This window comes from Lentzea kentuckyensis, from assembly GCF_002150765.1.
Classification (GTDB): domain Bacteria; phylum Actinomycetota; class Actinomycetes; order Mycobacteriales; family Pseudonocardiaceae; genus Lentzea; species Lentzea kentuckyensis.
The window spans coordinates 55,942-73,267 of sequence record NZ_MUYM01000043.1 but is presented as its reverse complement, the minus strand read 5'-3'; the positions used below and the strand labels follow the sequence as shown (position 1 = coordinate 73,267).

Genomic DNA, 17,326 nt, shown 5'->3' with positions numbered 1-17,326 from the left:
GTCCTCCTAAGGACTTGGCAGGGTGATCCTCGAATCGAGTCCATCGCTCCACCGCAGCACGATCTCGTTGCCGTGCACGGTGAACAGTGGGGTGGCCAGGGCGTCGCGGCCCCGGTCCAGGCGCACGACGGCGGCGAACACCGCACCGGGTGCCACGGGACCGGTCGTCGCCAGCCAGGGGACCGCGACGTACTTGCCCAGCGGCGACGTGCCGGTGCCGGTGTGCACGCCGGCCTGGTCGAACCCGCGCACGCCGTGCAGCGAGGAGCGCAGGCGCGCACCGCAGACCACGACCTCGGTCCGGGACGCGGTCTCCTCCCGCGGTCGGCTGTCGGCGGCGACCGGCCAGCCGGAGAGCCGCAGCCGGGCGTCCGTTTCGCCGTCCACGCGCACGATCCGGATCTCGGCACCGTCGCGCACCACCGACACCACCAGCACGGGCGGTCCCTCGACGATCTCGCCACCACGGCCGGAACCGTGGTCGGGGGAGTCGTCGGCGCTCGTGTCGACCCAGCGCACGGGTCCCCGCGACGCACCGGCCACCACACCGCCGGGCAGCTCCTCGGTGAACAACGTCCGGAAGCCCGCGCGGTGGCTGGCCGCGCCCGCGGCGTCGAGCAGCACCACCGAGTTGTCCGTGGAGGTCGGCATCGTCGCCGTGGAATAGCCCAGTTTCGCGTACAGGGGCGAGTCCGCCCGCTGGTCGCCGGGCAGCGCGTGATCGGTGCCGTGGTTGATCGTCGTGACGATGCCGTCGGTCCGGCGGGCCGACACCAGCCAGCCCGGCGCCGTGATGACGCGGGTGTGGTCCATCCGCTCGACCGGCAGCGGCCGCTCGTCGTCCGTCCACACGGGATGATCGGCGGGCAGGGCCAGGCCCAGCATTCCCTTGGCGGCCCAGTAGGGCGATCCCGGTCCGGAGTACGCCTGCCGGAGCGCGGGCCAGCCGCCGTGCCAGCCGAGGCGCAGCAGGCCGTCGGGTTCGAGCGCGCCGTGGTCGACGAAGTGCCGCAACACACCGGACGCCGCACGCCGGAGCAGACCGGGCGCCGGCCCCTGGACACCGGTCATCGCGGCGACCCAGAACGGTGCGGCGGCGGCGAACCGGTAGGTGAGGCTGCGGCCCTGCATCAACGGCGACCCGTCGGCGCCCAGGAGTGCGACCGCGTCCTCCAGGTACCTGGCCAGATCGTCCGACCAGGTCCGGCGCACCTGTTGCGAGCACAGCGAGTCCGGGACGTCGAACAGATGCGTCCACAGCAACGGGTACAGGTGCAGCGCCCAGCCCGTGTAGTGGTCGTACGCGCGTTCCTCGCCGTCGCTGAGCCATCCGTCCGCGCGCCGGAACGACGCGTGCACGGCGAGGTCGTGCTCGACGTCCTCCGCCGACCAGGGACCGCCCACCTCGCGCAGGAACGACTCGACGACGATCCGGAACCACACCCAGTTGATCGGCGGGTACGGCTGGCCGACCACGGTGCCCAGCCAGCCCACAATCCGTTCGCGCACGCTGTCGTCGAGCTGGTCCCACAACCACGGTTTGGTCAGTTGTAGCATCAGCGCGATCGACGCGGCCTCGACCTTGGCCTGCCCCAGTTCGTCGGGACGGGGCCAGGCTTCCGGCGAATGCGGGTCGGTGCCGGCGGCGAGGCCCCAGGCGTACCGCTCCAGCAGCGCCGGGTCACCGCCGCCCGCGACCCGGAACCCGGCGAGCAGGAACGTGCGCGCGAACCCTTCCAGCCCGTCGGAGACCGGCCCGTACCGGCTCGGTTCGCCGGGCAGGTCGATCCGCGCGCACCGCGGGGACCAGTGCTGGTGCACGGCGGCGAGCAGGCGGTCGGCGACCGCCTCCCAGTGCGCGCGGGTCCAGCCCGTGCGCGGGGAGAGGAAGCGGTTCTCGGGTGGGAGGATCATGCCTGCACCGCGAGTCCGTGCCTGGTCACCGGTTCGAGCGGCGGCTGCCCGGCGACGTAACGCTCCAGTTCGTCGAGCGCGGCCGCGGTCATGAGCCTGGTCTCCGAGCCGAGCGACCCTGCCACGTGCGGGGTGATCACGACGTTCGGCAGGTCGTACAGCCGCGACCAGGCGGGCAGCGGTTCGGGCTCGGTCACGTCCAGCACGGCGTGCAGACGTCCGTGCGAGCACGCCTCCTCCAGCGCCGCGGTGTCCACAAGGGACCCTCGGGCGGTGTTGACCAGCGTGGCGTACTCCGGGAGCGCGGCCAGTTCCGCGGCACCGATCAGGTGGCGGGTCTCCGGCAACGCGGGCGCGTGCAGGCTCAGCACGTCGGCCTGGGGCAGTGCCTCGGCGAGCGTGACGACCTCGGCGCCGGCCGCCCGCACCAGCGCGGGGTCGACGACGGGGTCGACGACGAGCAACCTGCCCACCTGGAGCCGTCGCAACAGTTCCACCACCCGCCGGCCGACCCGGGAGAACCCGACCAGCACGATCGTGCGGCCCAGCCCGGACAGCTCGCCCCGGCGCTCGCGATAGCCCCAGTCCTCGCGGAACCGGCGGGCGTCCGCGGCCAGGAACGGCACCTTCTTGAACGCCCACAGGATCGACGCCACGGTGTACTGCGCGACCGGCTCGGCGTTGACGTGCGCGGCCGTCGTGACGAGGACGTCGCGGTCGAACACGGCGTCACCGACGTGCGACCGCACGCTGCCCGCCGCGTGCAGGGCGGCACGCAACGCGGGCGCCGCTTCGAGCACGCCGGAGTCGATCGGCGGACAGCCCCACGAGGTGATCAGCACCTCGACCGAGGCCAGCCGGCGGCGCACGGCCGGTGACGAGAAGTCGTGCGCCACCAGGGGGTTGCCGAGCTTGGCCAGCCTGCCGAGCCGCTCCAGCTCGCGCGGGCCGAACTGCAGATCGGCGACGTCCGGGCTCATGGCGAGCAGGACCTCCGGCCGGTGAGCGGTCACTTGACGCTCCCCGCGGCCAGACCCTTGCGCCACTGCCGGTTGAGCACCAGGAACGCCACCACCAGCGGCAGCACCGCGAGCAGCGACCCGGTGATCACCAGCGGGGTGTACTGCGGGAACTGGGTCTGCCGGGTGCTCCACTGGAACAGCCCCAGGCTGACCGGGAAGAGCTTCGGATCGGTGAGCAGGACCAGCGGCAGGAAGAAGTTGTTCCAGATCCCGATGAACTGGAACAGCAGCACGGTCACCACACCGGGCCGCATCATCGGCAGCGCCACGGTGAAGAACGTGCGCAGCTGGCCCGCCCCGTCGACCCGCGCCGCCTCCAGCACCTCGTCCGGCACCGACGCGTCCGCGTACACCTTGGCGAGGTAGACGCCGAACGGGTTGGTGAGCAAGGGGATGAACACCGCCCAGAACGTGTCCACGACCCGCAGTTCCGACGCCAGCAGGTACATCGGCAGCGCCAGCACCGTCGTGGGTACGAGCACGCCCGTCAGGGTCAGCCCGAACAGCACCCGCCGGCCGGGAAAGCTCGTCTTGGCGATGGCGTACCCGCACGAGGCGCAGATCAGCGCGCCGAGCACCGCCCCGCCACCCGCGTACAGCACGGAGTTGAGCAGCCAGTGCCAGAAGATGCCGTTCTCCTGCGTGAACAACGTCTTGACGTTGGTCCACAGGTTCCACTCGCCGAACTCGAACGCGCCGGTGGTGGAGAAGTCGCCGAGCGACTTGGTCGCGGAGGTGACGAGCCACACCAGCGGCAGCAGGCTGTACAACGCGGCGACCACGAGGATCAGGTGCACCGCGGGCACGGAGACCCAGCGGGACTTGCTGTCCACAATGGACGTGCTCATCACGACCTCCTCGTCGAGAAGCGCATGACGACGGCGGACAGCAGCGCGCAGATAACCGCGAGCAGCACCGACGCCGCCGCGGCCCGGCCGTTGTCGCCGGCGACGAACGCGGCTTCGTAGACGTACATGCTCGGCGACCAGGTGCTGGTCACCGTGCCGGTGAAGCCCTTGAGCACCATGGGTTCGGTGAACACCTGCAACGACCCGATGACGGTGAACACCGCTGCCACGAAGATCGTCGGACGGATCACCGGGATCTTGATCGACCACGCGGTGCGGAACCCGCCCGCGCCGTCGGCCCGAGCCGCCTCCACGATCTCCCTGGGGACGGCCTGCAGTGCGGTGTAGAAGATGATCATGTTGTAGCCGACCCACTGCCAGGTCGCGATGTTCGCGATGGACGGCAGCAGCGCGCCGTCGCTCAGCGGGTCGACGCCCAGCACGTTCTTGATCGGGCCGATCGTGGGGCTGTAGAGATAGGCCCAGATCAGGCCGCCGATGACCACCGGCACCGCGTACGGCACGAACACCGCCAGCGACCACATCTGCCGCAGCCGCACGACACCGGAGTCCAGCAGCAGCGCCAGCACGAGCGAGCCGATCAGCATGCTCGGGATGTGGATGAACGCGAACAGCGCGACGTTGCCCAGGCTCTTGTGGAAGGCGGAGTCCGCGATCACCGTGAGGTAGTTGCCGAGCCAGACGAACACGTTCTCGGGACCGGAGAAGCCCAGGCCCTGCAGACGTTCGGTGAACAGGCTGAGGTACAGCGCGTACGCCACCGGCACCAGCACGGTGCACAGGAGCAGCACCGCGAACGGCACGGCCAGCACCGCTCCCGCGAAGTCCTTCTTGCGGGCCCGGTCGGTGACCGGGACGTCTCGGGGCGTTTCCCGTGGTGTTGTTCGCTCGGGCGCGAGGACGCTCATGCCGTCTTCCCTTCTCGTACCGAGAGTCCCCTGGCGCGCATGTCGGCCACGGCGTGCTGCTGGACCTTCCGCAGCGCGTCGGGCAACGTCGTCCCGCCGCTGCGGACCGGCCCGAAGGAGTCCGAGATGGTCGAGAACAACCGCAGGGCGTTCGGGCCCCACGTCCAGTCCGGCACCCGCTTCGCCGCCTCGTCGAGCACGTCGTAGACCGGGTCGCCGAGGAAGAAACCGCCCTTGTACGCCTGCCGCGCGACGGCGCGGTTGGGCAGGTGCGCGGGGAACGGCGTGCTGAACGCACTGCCGATCTTCGGCACCTCGGGGTTGGTGCTGAGCCAGCGCAGGAACTTCAGGGCGGCTTCCGGCTGCTTGCTCTCCGCGGAGATCCCCCAGGCCGTGCCGCCCTGGATCCCGTTGGCGGGCTTGCCGTCCCAGGTCGGCATGGTCGCCACGGCCCAGCGGCCGGTGTCCTTCGGGATGGACCGGTTGAGCGTGCCGACGCTCCACGACGCGCCGAGCACGCCCCACAGCTTGGCGTCGTGGATCCCGGCGATCCAGTCCTGCGAGCCGTAGACGACCCCGGCGACCTGGTTGTCGGTGATCATCGACTGCCAGTACGACGCGGTGCGCAGCGTGCCCTCACCGGTGATGTCGACGGCCCAGGTGTCGCCCTGCGCCGTCCACCACGGATCGCCCGCCTGCCACGACATGCCCGCGAAGAACGAGCCGTCGTTGAGCGGGAACGAGCAGATGCGCGCCTGCGGGTCGACCTTCTTGACGGCCGCGGCCGCCGTGCGGAAGTCGTCCCACGTGCGCGGCAACGCGATGCCGTGCTGGTCGAACAGGTCCTTGCGGTAGTAGAAGACCATCGGCGCGAGGTCCATCGGCACGCCCCACGTCCGGCCGTCCGGCCGCACCCCGCGCCACGCGGCGGGGGAGTACTGGCTCTCCAGGTCGGCCATGTCCGCCGTGAGGTCGCGCAGCCCGCCGGTGAGCAGGATCTGCGGCAGACCCTGGTACTCGACGTGCAGCACGTCCGGCGCGTTGTGCGCCCGGATGGCGTTGGTCTGCTGGGCGTAGCCGCCGGACAGGCCCGCCGCGATCACCCGCAGCTCGACGAAGACGTCCTTCTGCGCCGCGTTGAACGCGGCGACGTACTTGTCCATGCCGGTCAGCCACGACCAGATGGTGATCTTCGTGGCGCCCGGAGGCGCGGCGGTGGCTGTGCAGCCGCCGACGAGACCCGCCGCGCCCAGGGCGGCGGAAGCGCGCAGGAAGCCGCGGCGGGACATGCCGCGGGCCTGCAGCGCAGGGGAAAGCTCCATTGCTGACCCTCCTGCTGGAGTGATGTGGCACACCTCACCCCGTGGCACACTCAGCGGTCAACGAAACGATCAGAAACGCTCGTAACCGACCAGAAGCGAAGAGATGAACCAGAAGTTGGCTGCTCAGCGCCATGAGCTGATCCTGCGCGCCGTCCGGACGCACGGCACGGTCCGATTGCAGGAGCTGGTGGACCTGCTCGGCGCGTCGGCGGTGACGGTCCGCCGGGACGTGACCGCGCTCGCCGACCGCGGACTCGTCGTGCGCGTGCACGGCGGCATCACCATGCCCAAACACGCCGAGCCGTTCCCGCGCGGCGCGCAGTCCGTGGTGGGCCCCACACCGACGCACCCGCTGGTCGGCATGGTGGCGCCCTCGGTGGAGTACTACTGGCCGGCGGTGATCCAGGGCGCGCAGACCGCCGTGGCCGCGGCGGGCGGACGCCTGGTGCTGCGCGCGTCCAGCTACGACGCAGCCGAGGACCGCCGCCGGGTCCACGAACTGCTCGATCGCGGCGTGCAGACCCTGCTGGTGGCCCCGAGCACGACCGGACGCGCCGGCGTCGAGCTGCTGCGCTGGCTCGGCGCGCAGAACGTGCCGGTGGTGCTCGTCGAACGCCTGCCACCGCCCGAACTCCCCACGATCGCGCTGGACGCCGCGGTGACCGACCACGCGATCGGCGCCGGGCTCGCCGTCCGGCACCTGGCCACGCTCGGCCACCAGCGCATCGGCCTCGTCACGTCCCGGCAGAGCCCGCACAGCGACGCCATCCGGACGGGCTGGACCACCGCCGTGTCGTCGTTGGAGCTGCCGTTCCACGGGGTTCCGATGCTCGACGTCCCGCCGTACGGCTCTCCACAGTGGACTCGCGCGGTCGACGAGGTGATCGACGAGTGCCTCGCCGCCTCCGTGCACGCGGTGCTGGTGCACGCCGACCGCGAGGCGATCGGGTTGCTCGAACGCACCCGCGAGCGCGGCATCCGGGTGCCGGACGACCTCGCCGTCGTGTCGTACGACGACGAGGTCGCGGCCGCGTCCGACCCGCCGCTGACGGCCGTGCGGCCGCAGAAACACCGGCTCGGGGCGTTGGCCGCGCAGCTCGCGCTGGCCCGGCTCGCGGATCCGCTGGACCGCCCAGTGCACCGCGTGGTCCTCTGGCCGACCCTGACCGTGCGCGAGTCGTGCGGAACAGCCCTCACCGCGGTGTGAGCTGGCCATGAACGGCGCTTTTGTGGACCTGAGGTCCACAAAAGCGCCGTTCATGGCAGTCATGGGGTGAGCCGGTAGGTGATCAGGGAGCGGGCGGGGATGGTTGTGGTGAATTTGCCGCCGGTCAGGCGGATGGGGGACTGGGCTGTGGTGTTGCCGGTTGTGTTGGTGAGGTAGGGGGTTGCCTTGGTGGCAGCGGAGTTCTTCACGGCGTACGAGACCGATTCCTCGGTGCCGCCGGTGTTGAGGGCGACAACGGCGAGCGAGCCGTCGGTGTTGCGGAACGCGGACAGCAGCAGGTTGCCGTTCGAGGTCGTCGCACCCACGCGGGTCGCGTTGGGACGGATGAACCGGCTGTAGTTCGCCAGCGCCCACAACCGTTTCGAGACGTGGTAGCCGTCGCCGTCCATCTGGATCAGGCCACGCGTCGCGCCGACCGACGCGCCGTACCAGTACACGTAACCGTTGGCGTTGCCGGTGGTGAGCGCGGTGTGCACGGCCTTGGCGATGGTGAAGCCGTCGTATCCGCTGCCGTCGTCCCAGTTCTCGTTCCACGTCGTGCCGTTCGGCGACCACTCCGACATCCAGGTGCGGCGCGAGGTCGGCAGCGGGCCGGTGATCGGGGACGCGTAGGTGTGGCCGGTGTGCGTCGCGACGATGCGGCGCGCCACCGGGTCGGCCTCGATCGCCTTGGTGTAGGTGCTTTGCTGGTCCCAGCCGAACGAGTCGCAGCAGGCGACCTTCAGGCCTCCCGCGACCGGTCCGAGGACCTTGGTGAACTCCGCCGCCTGTGCCGGGGTGAAACGCATCGACGAGTAGGTGGCGGTGTAGTCGGGTTCGTTGGTGAACCCGATGTCGGTGATCCGGATGCCTTCCTGCGCGTAGAACTTGGTGTACTGCACCAGGTAGTTCGCGTAGGCGCGGCGCCAGTCACCGCTCGTGCAGGAGGCGCCGGACAGACCGCAGAGACTGCCGCCGTTGGCCTCGTCGCCGTTGGTCTTCATGTAACCGGGTGCGCTCCAGGCGTTGGCGTAGAAGCGGTTCACCCCGTACGCCTTGGCCTGCTGGGCCAGCCAGACCTGGCTCTCGTCGTCGCGGTCCCAGACGTAGCGCGGGGTCGCGTCCGGGCCACCCGGATCGACCGGCTGGATGGAGTTGGCGGAGGTCGATCCGATGCCCAGCCTCAGGATGGACATGCCGGCACCGGAGGTGCGCGACAGCAGCAGATCGAGGATCTCGCGCTGTTTCGGCGCGGACAGGCCCTGCGAGCCGTGCATGATGTCGCCACGGCCGAACGCCTCGGAGAACCCGAAACCGTCGATCTGCTGGAGTTGGTGCGAGGCGTCGATGGTGGCTGTGGTGGCCGCGGCCGGAGTGGTGAGCGAACCGAGGAGGACCAGCGCTGCGACTGCTACCGCTGAAGTCATTCACTCAGAATGCTGTAGCCCTTGCGGCGCAAGCAATCCGAAGGGAACTCTTCGACTCGAATTCGACGCGCTCAGCCGACCGAGAGCTCGTACACGGTCTCCTGCGTGTAGGTCTCGCCGGGACGCAGCACGGTGCTGGGGAAGTCCGGGCGGTTCGGCGAGTCGGGGAAGTGCTGTGCCTCCACCGCGAATCCCGCGCGGTGACCGTACGGACGGCCGCTCGTACCGACCAGCGCGTCGGTCAGGAAGTTGCCGGAGTAGAACTGCAGACCCGGCTCCGTCGTCCGCACCGTGAGCGTCCGGCCGGAACCCAGGTCGTGCACGCGCGCGGCGAACGCGGGGTCGTCGAGCACCCAGTTGTGGTCGTAGCCGTGACCGATCCGCAGCTGGGGGTCGGCTGCGTCGATGCGGGCGCCGATCGGCGTCGGCTCGCGGAAGTCGAACGGGGTACCGCCGACGGGAACCGGAACGCCCTGGGGGATCAGGGAGTCGTCGACCGCGCAGAACGTGTCCGCGCGGATCGTCAGCAGGTGGCCGGTGATGTCACCGGAGCCTTCGCCGGCGAGGTTCCAGTACGCGTGGTTGGTCAGGTTCAGCACCGTCGGCGCGTCGGTTTCCGCGTGGTAGCCGATGGTCAGCCGGTTCCGGGTGTCCAGGCGGTACGTCACGGTGGTCGTGACCCGGCCGGGGAAGCCCTGGTCGCCGTCCGGGCTGACATGGCTCAGGCGCACCCCGACGGAGTCCTCATCGCTGAACGTGCTCGCCTGCCAGACGTGCGTGTCGAACCCCGAGACGCCGCCGTGCAGGCAGTTGTCGTTCTCGTTGGCTGAGACGCGGTACTCCGTGCCGTCGAGGCTGAACTTCGCCTCCGCGATCCGGTTGGCGTAGCGGCCGATCAGGGCGCCGAGGAACACCCGGCCCGCGTCCGGCTGGTTGTTGGCGACGTAGCTGTCGAGGTCCGCGAACCCGAGTATCACGTTCGCCGGCACGCCTTCGCGGTCCGGTGCGTCGAGCGACTGGATCACGCCGCCCAGGTCGAGTACCCGAACGGTGATCCCGCCCGGGTTGACCAGCGCATATCGGTGCACATTCGTCTCACCGACCGTGCCGAAGAGCTCGGTGGTGACCGTGGGGGTGGCGGTGCCGGAACGGTGCATCCCGCCATGTTAGCGCTAACAGTCGATCTCGAACTCCGGCGTGAGGACGCGGTCGAAGCCGACCTGCCGCCGAGGTCCGACCAGCGTCGTCCGCACGGAGGCGTGGAGGTCCGTGCTGGACCGCCCGATGCGCAGCTCGACCTCGCCCGGATCGACCTGGCGCTGCCCCGCGCGGCCGGTGTAGGAGGTGAGATCGGCGTGCAGGATCGCGGTGACCACCCTGGTCTGGCCGGGCGCGAGATCGGTCTTGACCGCGCCGATCAGCTGCTGCACGGGCCGGGCGACCTCGGCCACCGGGTCGTGCAGATAGATCTGGACGACCTCGGTGGTGGCGATCTCCGTGTCGTTGCGCAGGACCGTGACCACCCGGCAGACGCCGTCGGTCGGCCATTCCCGTGCTTCGACGCCCGCGGTGACCCAGGTGACCGGGGCGTAGGACAGCCCGTGCCCGAACGCGAACAGCGGCGTCGGGTCGACGGTGCTGACCTCGCTGCGGCCGCCGAGCGGAGCCGAGAGATACGTCGACGGCTGACTGGCGCCGGCACCGGGAAAGCTCACCGGGAGCCGGCCGGACGGGTTGATCCGTCCACTGAGGACGCCGGCCAGTGCCGCCGCGCCGTCCTCTCCCGGGTAGAAGCCGCACACGACCGCGGCGAGCCGGTCGATCTGCCGGGACAGCTCGTACGGCCGGCCGGACAACAGCACCAGCACGACCGGGGTACCGGTGGCCAGCAGGGCTTCCAGCAGCTCTTCCTGCCGGCCGGGCAACCTCAGGTCGGCGGCGTCGCAACCTTCGCCGGACGTGCCACCGCCGAACAGACCGGCCTGGTCGCCGAGCACCACGACGCAGACCTCCGCGCTCCGGGCGGTGTCGACGGCTTCGGCGATCTCCTCGTCGGTCCCGGCGAGCACCGGGCAACCCAGCGCGAAGGTGACGTCGTGGTCGGTGCGCAGGACGTCCAGCACCGTCGGCACCTCGATGCCCATCGGCACGTCCGGATGGTGGACGCCGACGTGCAACGGGAACGAGTAGCAGCCCATCATCGCGCCGGGATCGTTCGCTCGTGGTCCGACGACGGCGACGCGGCGCCTACCGGTCAACGGCAGCACGCCGTCGTTGTGCAGCAGGACGATCGAGCGTTCGGCGACCTCGCGGGCCAGGGCGCGGGACTCGTCGTCGTCGAGCTCCAGGTCCGCGGCGGGGTCGGGGGAGTAACCGGGGTCGAGCAGCCCGAGCTCGCACTTCTGCAGCAGCACGCGTTCCAGCGCTCGGTCCACCAGCGCCAGGTCGACGCGGCCGGACTCGAGCCCGGCCAGCAGCGGATCGCCGTAACAGTCCACAGTGGGCAGTTCGACGTCGATGCCCGCGGCCAGCGCCTGCCCGGCCGCGTCCTCGCGATCCGCCGCCACGGAGTGCAGCTTGTGCAGGAACGCCACCGAGAAGTAGTCCGCCACCACGGTTCCGGTGAAGCCGTACTCGTCGCGCAGGAGGCCGGTCAGCAGGGCCGCGTCCGCCGCGGCCGGAACACCGTCGGTGTCGGTGTAGGAGTTCATCACCGACCGGGCGCCGGAGCGCAGGGCCATCTCGAACGGCGGCAGGATCACGTCCGCGAGCTCGCGCGGACCGATCGACACCGGCGCGAGGTTGCGGCCGGCCCTGGACGCCGAGTACCCGGCGAAGTGCTTGAGCGTGGCGACGATGCCCGCCGACTCCAGGCCGCTGACGTACGCGGCGCCGATCGTGCCGACGAGCAGCGGATCCTCGCCGATGGTCTCCTCGATCCGGCCCCACCGCAGGTCGCGCGCGACGTCGAGCACCGGCGCGAGCCCCTGGTGCACGCCGAGCCGGCGCATCGCGGTGCCGATGCGGAAAGCCATGCGCCGCACCAGGTCTGGCTCGAAGGTGGCACCCCAGCACAGCGGCGACGGGTACGCCGTCGCCTGCCACGCGGCCAGGCCGGTGAGGCACTCCTCGTGCACCATCGCCGGGATGCCGAACCGGTTGCCCGCGATGATCTTGCGCTGGGTCCGCGCCAGGCTGTGCGCGCCCACCTCCGGCGCGATCGGCCGGGTGCCGAACACGCGGGTGAGCTGGCCGATGCCGTGCCGGGACAGCTCGTCGAGGTCGGGCGGGTCCACCACGAAGTCGTGCTGGTGCGGCGCCATCTCGCCGCCGGAGTCGATCCCGACCCAGACGCCGTGCAACTGGGCGATCTTCTCGCGCGGGGTCATCCGCTCCATCAGGTCGCGCACGCGCTCGGCGGGGGAGAGGCCGGCGTCCCGCCAGCCCGAAGTCGCTTCGATGGTCACGAAAGCCGCCTCGTCGAGTGCCGGACCACCAGATCGGTGCCGAGCGTGATGTGGGTGTCGCCGGGCTCGTCCCGGTTGATCAGCTTCACCAGCAACGAGATCGCGCGGTAGCCCATCTCGCGGATCGGCTGCTGCACGGTGGTGAGCGGTGGTCTGCACAACGCCGATTCCGCTATGTTGTCGAACCCGACGACCGAAAGATCGTCGGGTACCCGCAGGCCGAGCTCCAGCGCCGTCTCGATGACCGCGATGGCGCTGATGTCGTTGGCGGCGAACACGGCGGTCGGCCGGTCGGGCCCGCTCAGCAGTTCGCGCGCGGACTGTGCGGCGACGTCGTGGTCGTAGTCACCGCGCCGGACCAGGCTCGTGTCCACCGGCACGCCGGCCGCGACCAGCGCGCGGCGGTAGCCCGTTTCCCGTTGCTGGGCCGACTTCAGGTCCGCGCGGCCGGTGATCAGGGCGATCCGGCGGTGACCCAGTTCGAGCAGGTGCTCGGTCGCGAGCTGTCCGCCGCGCAGGTTGTCGGAGTCGATGGTGGGCAACGGAGAACGCCCGGTGTGCGGGTCGACCGCGACGACCGGCGTGCCCGGCAGACCTTCGAGGTCGACCGCGGGCGTGACGAGCACGGCGCCGTCGACGAGGGTGCCGCTCAGCCGGGTCAGGTAACGCTGCTCCCAGCCCTGCGGATCGCCGGTGCGCCCGCCGGCCGAGTACACGACCAGTTCGAAACCGGTGCCGCGGATCGCGTCCGCCGCGCCCTTGAGCAGTTCGGTGCTGAACGGCTCGATGTCCGCGACCAAAATCCCGATCACGTTCGTCCGGTGGTTGCGCAGGCTCTGCGCGACCAGGCTCGCCTCGTAACCGAGTTCCTTGATCACCGCGGTGACCCGCGCGAAGGTCTCCGCGGAGACGCCGTAGCGCTGGTTGAGGACCTTGGACACGGTGGCGACCGAGACGTTCGCGTGAGCAGCGACGTCACGGATGGTGACGCGAGAACGTGGAGGCACCGACACAGGCTAGCCGTGTAAAACGTTATCGACAACGATTGACACGACGGTTTCGAGGGTGGAGTCTCACTGGCGTCTCACGCATCGTCACACCCAGTCCAACTCGGCCGACGTCGTCAGGAGTGGACCCATGCGTTCTGCAACCCTGCGTTCCGGGCGAAGGCTTTCGCTCGCCCTGGTCGCTCTGCTGCTGGCCGCCTGCAGCGGTTCTGGGGGAGAAACCAGCGGACCCGCGACGCTGACCTGGTGGCACAACCGCACCACCGAGCCGATGAAGTCGAAGTGGCAGCAGATCGCCGACGACTACCACCAGGCTCACCAGGACGTTTCGTTCACGATCGAACCGATCCAGAACGAGCAGTTCCAGACCAAGGTGCCGCTGGCGCTGCAGTCGAGCACGCCACCGGACCTGTTCCAGCAGTGGGGCGGCGGCGCGCTCGCCGACCAGATCCGCTCCGGCAAGATCGCCGAGATCGCGCAGGCGCAGCTCGGCGAGTACGGCAAGGGCTGGCAGGTGAACGGCAAGCAGTACGGCCTGCCCTACCAGATGCACGCGGTCGGGTTCTGGTACCGCAAGGACCTCTTCACCCAGGCCGGCGTCACCAGTCCACCGTCCACATTGGACGAACTGAACGCGGCCGTGACCAAGCTCAAGACCGCGGGCCTGGTGCCGATCGCGATCGGCGGCAAGGACCGCTGGCCGGACGCGTTCTACTGGGGTTACTTCGCCGTCCGGCAGTGTTCGGTCGACGCGCTGAAGAACGCCGTGGCCAAGACCGAGCTCGCCGACCCGTGCTTCACCAAGGCCGGGGAGAACCTCAAGACGTTCCTGGACACCAAACCGTTCCAGGACGGGTTCGTCGGCACGCCGGCCCAGCAGGGCGCGGGCAGCTCGGCGGGCATGCTCGCCAACGGCAAGGCCGCCATGGAACTGCAGGGCGACTGGGATCCGGACGTGATGACCGCGCTCACCGAGGACAAGCAGCTCGACTCGAAGCTCGGCTGGTTCCCGTTCCCGACGGTGCCCGGCGGGCAGGGCGACCCGAGCGTGCTGCTCGGCGGCGGCGACGGCTTCTCCTGCACCACCCGCGCGGCCAAGGCGTGTGAGGGATTCCTGCAGCACCTGGTCAGCGACGAGATCCAGAAGAAGCTGGCCGAGACCGGTTCGGGCCTGCCCGTCAACCCGGCCGCGGTGGCGTCGCTGAAGACCGAGACGCACAAGACGATCTCCGAGCACATGGCCAAGGCGAAGTACCTGCAGTTCTACTTCGACACCGCGTTCCCCACCAACGTCGGCCAGGCGCTCAACGACGCGATCGCGAACTTCTTCGCGGGGCAAGGGGATCCGTCGACGATCACACAGTCGGTGAGCAAGGCAGCCGCCGGTAACAAGTGATGACCACGGCGACCAGCACCGGTACCGGCGAAAGGTCACAGACCGCCCCCGCGCCGCACGCGCCAGCGGCCGGGGGCACCCGCCGGAGATCCCGCACCCGCACCCGTCTCGAACTCGCTCTGCTGTTAGGACCGGGCCTGCTGCTGTTCGCCGGGTTCGTGCTCGTGCCGATCGGCGTGGCCGGGTTCTACAGCCTCTACTCGTGGAGCGGGTTCGGCCCGCTGACGGACTTCGTCGGCCTGCGCAACTACATCGACGCGCTGTCCGGCTCGGTGTTCCAGGGCGCGATCGGGCACAACCTGATCATCGCCGCGTTGTCGATCGTCGTGCAGCTGCCGTTGAGCATCGGGCTTGCCCTGCTGCTCAACCGGAAGCTGCGCGGCCGGACGTTGCTGCGGATGGTGGTCTTCGCACCGTACGTGCTGTCCGAGGCCGTCACGGCGGTGATCTGGCTGCTGATGCTGCAACCCGGCGGGTTCATCGACGAGCTGCTGCGCGGTGTCGGCCTCGGCTGGATGGTGCAGCAGTGGCTGGCCGACCAGTCGATCGTGCTCTACACGTTGTTCGTCGTGATCACCTGGAAGTACATCGGGTTCGGTGTGATCCTGCTGCTCGCCGGGCTGCAGGGAATCCCGGTCGAGCTGCGCGAGGCCGCCGCGCTGGACGGCGCGTCCAGCTGGCAGATCACCCGCAACGTCGTACTGCCGTTGCTGGGCCCGACGATCCGGATCTGGATCTTCCTGTCGGTGATCGGGTCGCTGCAGCTGTTCGACCTGGTCTGGATCATGACCCTGGGCGGACCGGCCAACGCGTCCACGACGATGGCGACCTACCTGGTGGACCACGGTTTCAAGCGTTACGAGTTCGGGTTCGGCAGCGCGGTCGCGGTGATCCTCTTCATCATCTGCTTCCTGTTCGCGTTGCTGTACCAGCGGTTCGCGTTGCGCCGTGACACGGAAGGAGCGATCGGGTGATGCGTCGCAACGCCGTCGGCTACCTGGCCGCGTTCGCCGTCGTCGGTGTCACGGTCGTGCCGCTGCTGTTCGTGCTGCTGGGCGGCTTCCGGACGACGGCGCAGATCAACTCGTCGCCGGCCGGACTTCCCGGCCCGTTCGTGTGGGACAACTACGCCGGGGTGCTGGGCTCGCCGGTGTTCTGGCGGCTGCTCGGCAACAGCGCGTTCATCGCGGTGATCGCGACGGTGCTGGCGGTCGGACTCGGGTCGATGGCCGCGTTCGCGTTGTCCCGCTACGCCTTCAAGGGCCGCGAAGCGGTCTACACCTTGTTCACGCTGGGCCTGTTGTTCCCCATCGGCGTCGCCACGCTGCCGCTGTACCTGTGGCTGCGCCAGCTGGGGTTGCTGGAAAACCCGCTCGGGGTGGCGATTCCGGAAGCGGCGTTCTCGCTGCCGGTCACGATCGTGATCCTGCGCCCGTTCATGCGGGCGATCCCCGGCGAGCTCGAGGACGCGGCGCTGCTCGACGGCGCCGCCAAGCTCGGGTTCTTCTGGCGGATCCTGCTGCCGCTGTCCCGTCCCGCGCTGATCACGGTGTCCGTGCTCGCGTTCGTCACCAGTTGGAACTTCTTCCTGTTGCCGTTGCTCGTCTTCAACGACTCCACCAACTTCACGCTGCCGCTGGGCGTGGCGATGTTCCAGTCGGAGCACACCCAGGACACCGCGAAAGTGCTCGCCTTCACCGCGCTGTCCATGCTGCCGGCTCTCGCGTTCTTCGTACTCGCCGAACGACGAATGGTCGGCGGGCTCACCGGATCGGTGAAGGGTTGAGAGATGTTCGCACGATTAGCAGTGGCAACGGCGGCACTGTTGCTGGTGCCGGTGGTCCCGGCGTCAGCGGCGGGACCGTTGAAGGACATCACGAACAGGTACGTGGGCAGCGCGGTGGCTGCCCAAACCCTGAACAGTGAGGCGGACTACCGGTCCGTGCTGACGCGCGAGTTCGACAGCGTCACGCCGGAGAACGAGATGAAGTGGGCCGTCGTCGAACCGAACCGCGGCCAGTTCAACTGGTCCGGCGCGGACGCGATCGTCAACTACGCGCGGCAGAACGGCAAGACCGTGCGCGGGCACACGCTGGTGTGGCACAGCCAGTACCCGAACTGGTTGAACAACCTCGGGTCGAGCGAGCTGCGCAGCGTGGTCCAGCAGCACATCAACACCGAGATGGGGCGGTATCGCGGCCGGATCCGCGCATGGGACGTCGTCAACGAGATGTTCAACGACGACGGCTCGCGCCGGCAGTCGATCTTCCAGCAGCGCATGGGCGACAGCTACGTCGCCGACGCGTTCCGCTGGGCCCGCGCCGCCGACCCGTCGGCCAAGCTGTACATCAACGACTACAACACCGAGGGCGTCAACGCCAAGAGCAACGCGCTCTACAACCTCGTGCGCACGCTCAAGCAGCAGGGCGTGCCGATCGACGGCGTCGGCATCCAGACACACCTGTCGACGCAGTACGGGTTCCCGACGAGCATGCGGCAGAACATCGAACGGCTCGCCGCTCTCGGGCTCGACGTCGCGATCACCGAGGCCGACGTGCGCATCCCGCTGCCGGCCGACTCCACCAAGCTCAACACGCAGGCGAACTACTTCAAGCAGATCTGGGACGCCTGCCACGCGGTCTCGCGGTGCGTCGAGTTCACCACCTGGGGCTTCACCGACCGGCACTCGTGGGTGCCGGGCACGTTCCCCGGTGAGGGCGCGGCCTGCCTGTACGACACCAACCTGAGGCCGAAACCCGCGTACACCAGGATCAACCCGTAGCGGAG

14 protein-coding genes are annotated in these 17,326 nt (G+C 69.6%); 5 read left to right on the top strand and 9 right to left on the bottom strand.

The features are described from left to right. Positions 1-6: 6 nt before the first annotated feature. From B0F77_RS21340 to B0F77_RS21320, 5 genes are read right to left on the bottom strand one after another with little or no spacing between them, the layout of a single operon-like run. Positions 7-1,914, bottom strand: coding sequence for a DUF2264 domain-containing protein (locus tag B0F77_RS21340; RefSeq protein WP_245848500.1), 1,908 nt, complete (start codon positions 1,912-1,914; stop codon positions 7-9). Further along, positions 1,911-2,927 (bottom strand): hydroxyacid dehydrogenase, encoded by a 1,017-nt coding sequence (locus tag B0F77_RS21335; protein WP_245848499.1) that lies wholly within the window; start codon positions 2,925-2,927, stop codon positions 1,911-1,913. The genes B0F77_RS21340 and B0F77_RS21335 overlap by 4 nt, the downstream gene beginning before the upstream one ends. Then, a complete protein-coding gene (locus B0F77_RS21330) occupies positions 2,924-3,733 on the bottom strand; it encodes a carbohydrate ABC transporter permease (RefSeq protein ID WP_086664783.1) in 810 nt (269 codons plus the stop codon). The genes B0F77_RS21335 and B0F77_RS21330 overlap by 4 nt, the downstream gene beginning before the upstream one ends. A 50-nt stretch (positions 3,734-3,783) precedes the next feature. Further along, the gene (locus tag B0F77_RS21325; protein WP_086664709.1) at positions 3,784-4,713 is read right to left on the bottom strand and encodes a carbohydrate ABC transporter permease; all 930 of its coding nucleotides are present in this window, start codon (positions 4,711-4,713) and stop codon (positions 3,784-3,786) included. Further along, positions 4,710-6,035, bottom strand: a complete 1,326-nt coding sequence (locus B0F77_RS21320) for an ABC transporter substrate-binding protein (RefSeq protein WP_086664708.1) — start codon at positions 6,033-6,035, stop codon at positions 4,710-4,712. The genes B0F77_RS21325 and B0F77_RS21320 overlap by 4 nt, the downstream gene beginning before the upstream one ends. A gap of 103 nt (positions 6,036-6,138) precedes the next feature. Here B0F77_RS21320 and B0F77_RS21315 point away from each other — a divergent pair, with 103 nt between their 5' ends. Beyond that, positions 6,139-7,242: a substrate-binding domain-containing protein gene (locus B0F77_RS21315; RefSeq protein WP_086664707.1), complete on the top strand. Its 1,104-nt coding sequence runs from the start codon at positions 6,139-6,141 to the stop codon at positions 7,240-7,242. A 59-nt stretch (positions 7,243-7,301) separates the two neighbouring features. Here the strand turns inward: B0F77_RS21315 and B0F77_RS21310 are convergent, their stop codons facing one another. From B0F77_RS21310 to B0F77_RS21295, 4 genes are all read right to left on the bottom strand, one after another. Next, on the bottom strand, positions 7,302-8,669 hold the full coding sequence (locus B0F77_RS21310) for a glycoside hydrolase family 30 protein (RefSeq protein ID WP_086664706.1): 1,368 nt from the start codon (positions 8,667-8,669) through the stop codon (positions 7,302-7,304). Positions 8,670-8,740: 71 nt separating this feature from the next. Next, positions 8,741-9,826 (bottom strand): aldose epimerase family protein, encoded by a 1,086-nt coding sequence (locus B0F77_RS21305; protein WP_086664705.1) that lies wholly within the window; start codon positions 9,824-9,826, stop codon positions 8,741-8,743. Between the two features lie 15 nt (positions 9,827-9,841). Beyond that, positions 9,842-12,136 (bottom strand): beta-xylosidase/alpha-l-arabinosidase, encoded by a 2,295-nt coding sequence (locus B0F77_RS21300; RefSeq protein WP_483868448.1) that lies wholly within the window; start codon positions 12,134-12,136, stop codon positions 9,842-9,844. Next, positions 12,133-13,143: a LacI family DNA-binding transcriptional regulator gene (locus B0F77_RS21295; RefSeq protein WP_086664781.1), complete on the bottom strand. Its 1,011-nt coding sequence runs from the start codon at positions 13,141-13,143 to the stop codon at positions 12,133-12,135. Before B0F77_RS21295 ends, B0F77_RS21300 begins: the two co-directional genes overlap by 4 nt. 130 nt (positions 13,144-13,273) lie before the next feature. Between B0F77_RS21295 and B0F77_RS21290 the strand changes: the two genes are divergently transcribed. Genes B0F77_RS21290 through B0F77_RS21275 form a run of 4 tightly spaced genes read left to right on the top strand, consistent with a single transcriptional unit; the run spans position 13,274 to position 17,321 of the window. After that, entirely contained in the window at positions 13,274-14,539 is a 1,266-nt protein-coding gene (locus B0F77_RS21290; protein WP_086664704.1) for an ABC transporter substrate-binding protein, read from the top strand. Then, positions 14,539-15,513: a carbohydrate ABC transporter permease gene (locus tag B0F77_RS21285; RefSeq protein ID WP_086664703.1), complete on the top strand. Its 975-nt coding sequence runs from the start codon at positions 14,539-14,541 to the stop codon at positions 15,511-15,513. The genes B0F77_RS21290 and B0F77_RS21285 overlap by 1 nt, the downstream gene beginning before the upstream one ends. Next, the gene (locus B0F77_RS21280; RefSeq protein WP_086664702.1) at positions 15,513-16,325 is read left to right on the top strand and encodes a carbohydrate ABC transporter permease; all 813 of its coding nucleotides are present in this window, start codon (positions 15,513-15,515) and stop codon (positions 16,323-16,325) included. Before B0F77_RS21285 ends, B0F77_RS21280 begins: the two co-directional genes overlap by 1 nt. A 3-nt stretch (positions 16,326-16,328) precedes the next feature. Continuing rightward, a complete protein-coding gene (locus tag B0F77_RS21275) occupies positions 16,329-17,321 on the top strand; it encodes an endo-1,4-beta-xylanase (RefSeq protein WP_086664701.1) in 993 nt (330 codons plus the stop codon). Positions 17,322-17,326: the final 5 nt, after the last annotated feature.

Excerpts from the sequence above, each read along its gene's own strand:
- B0F77_RS21340 (WP_245848500.1), bottom strand. The coding sequence starts at position 1,914 with ATGATCCTCCCACCCGAGAACCGCTTCCTCTCCCCGCGCACGGGCTGG.
- B0F77_RS21325 (WP_086664709.1), bottom strand. The coding sequence starts at position 4,713 with ATGAGCGTCCTCGCGCCCGAGCGAACAACACCACGGGAAACGCCCCGA.
- B0F77_RS21320 (WP_086664708.1), bottom strand. The coding sequence starts at position 6,035 with ATGGAGCTTTCCCCTGCGCTGCAGGCCCGCGGCATGTCCCGCCGCGGC.
- B0F77_RS21315 (WP_086664707.1), top strand. The coding sequence starts at position 6,139 with ATGAACCAGAAGTTGGCTGCTCAGCGCCATGAGCTGATCCTGCGCGCC.
- B0F77_RS21310 (WP_086664706.1), bottom strand. The coding sequence starts at position 8,669 with ATGACTTCAGCGGTAGCAGTCGCAGCGCTGGTCCTCCTCGGTTCGCTC.
- B0F77_RS21305 (WP_086664705.1), bottom strand. The coding sequence starts at position 9,826 with ATGCACCGTTCCGGCACCGCCACCCCCACGGTCACCACCGAGCTCTTC.
- B0F77_RS21290 (WP_086664704.1), top strand. The coding sequence starts at position 13,274 with ATGCGTTCTGCAACCCTGCGTTCCGGGCGAAGGCTTTCGCTCGCCCTG.
- B0F77_RS21285 (WP_086664703.1), top strand. The coding sequence starts at position 14,539 with ATGACCACGGCGACCAGCACCGGTACCGGCGAAAGGTCACAGACCGCC.
- B0F77_RS21280 (WP_086664702.1), top strand. The coding sequence starts at position 15,513 with ATGCGTCGCAACGCCGTCGGCTACCTGGCCGCGTTCGCCGTCGTCGGT.
- B0F77_RS21275 (WP_086664701.1), top strand. The coding sequence starts at position 16,329 with ATGTTCGCACGATTAGCAGTGGCAACGGCGGCACTGTTGCTGGTGCCG.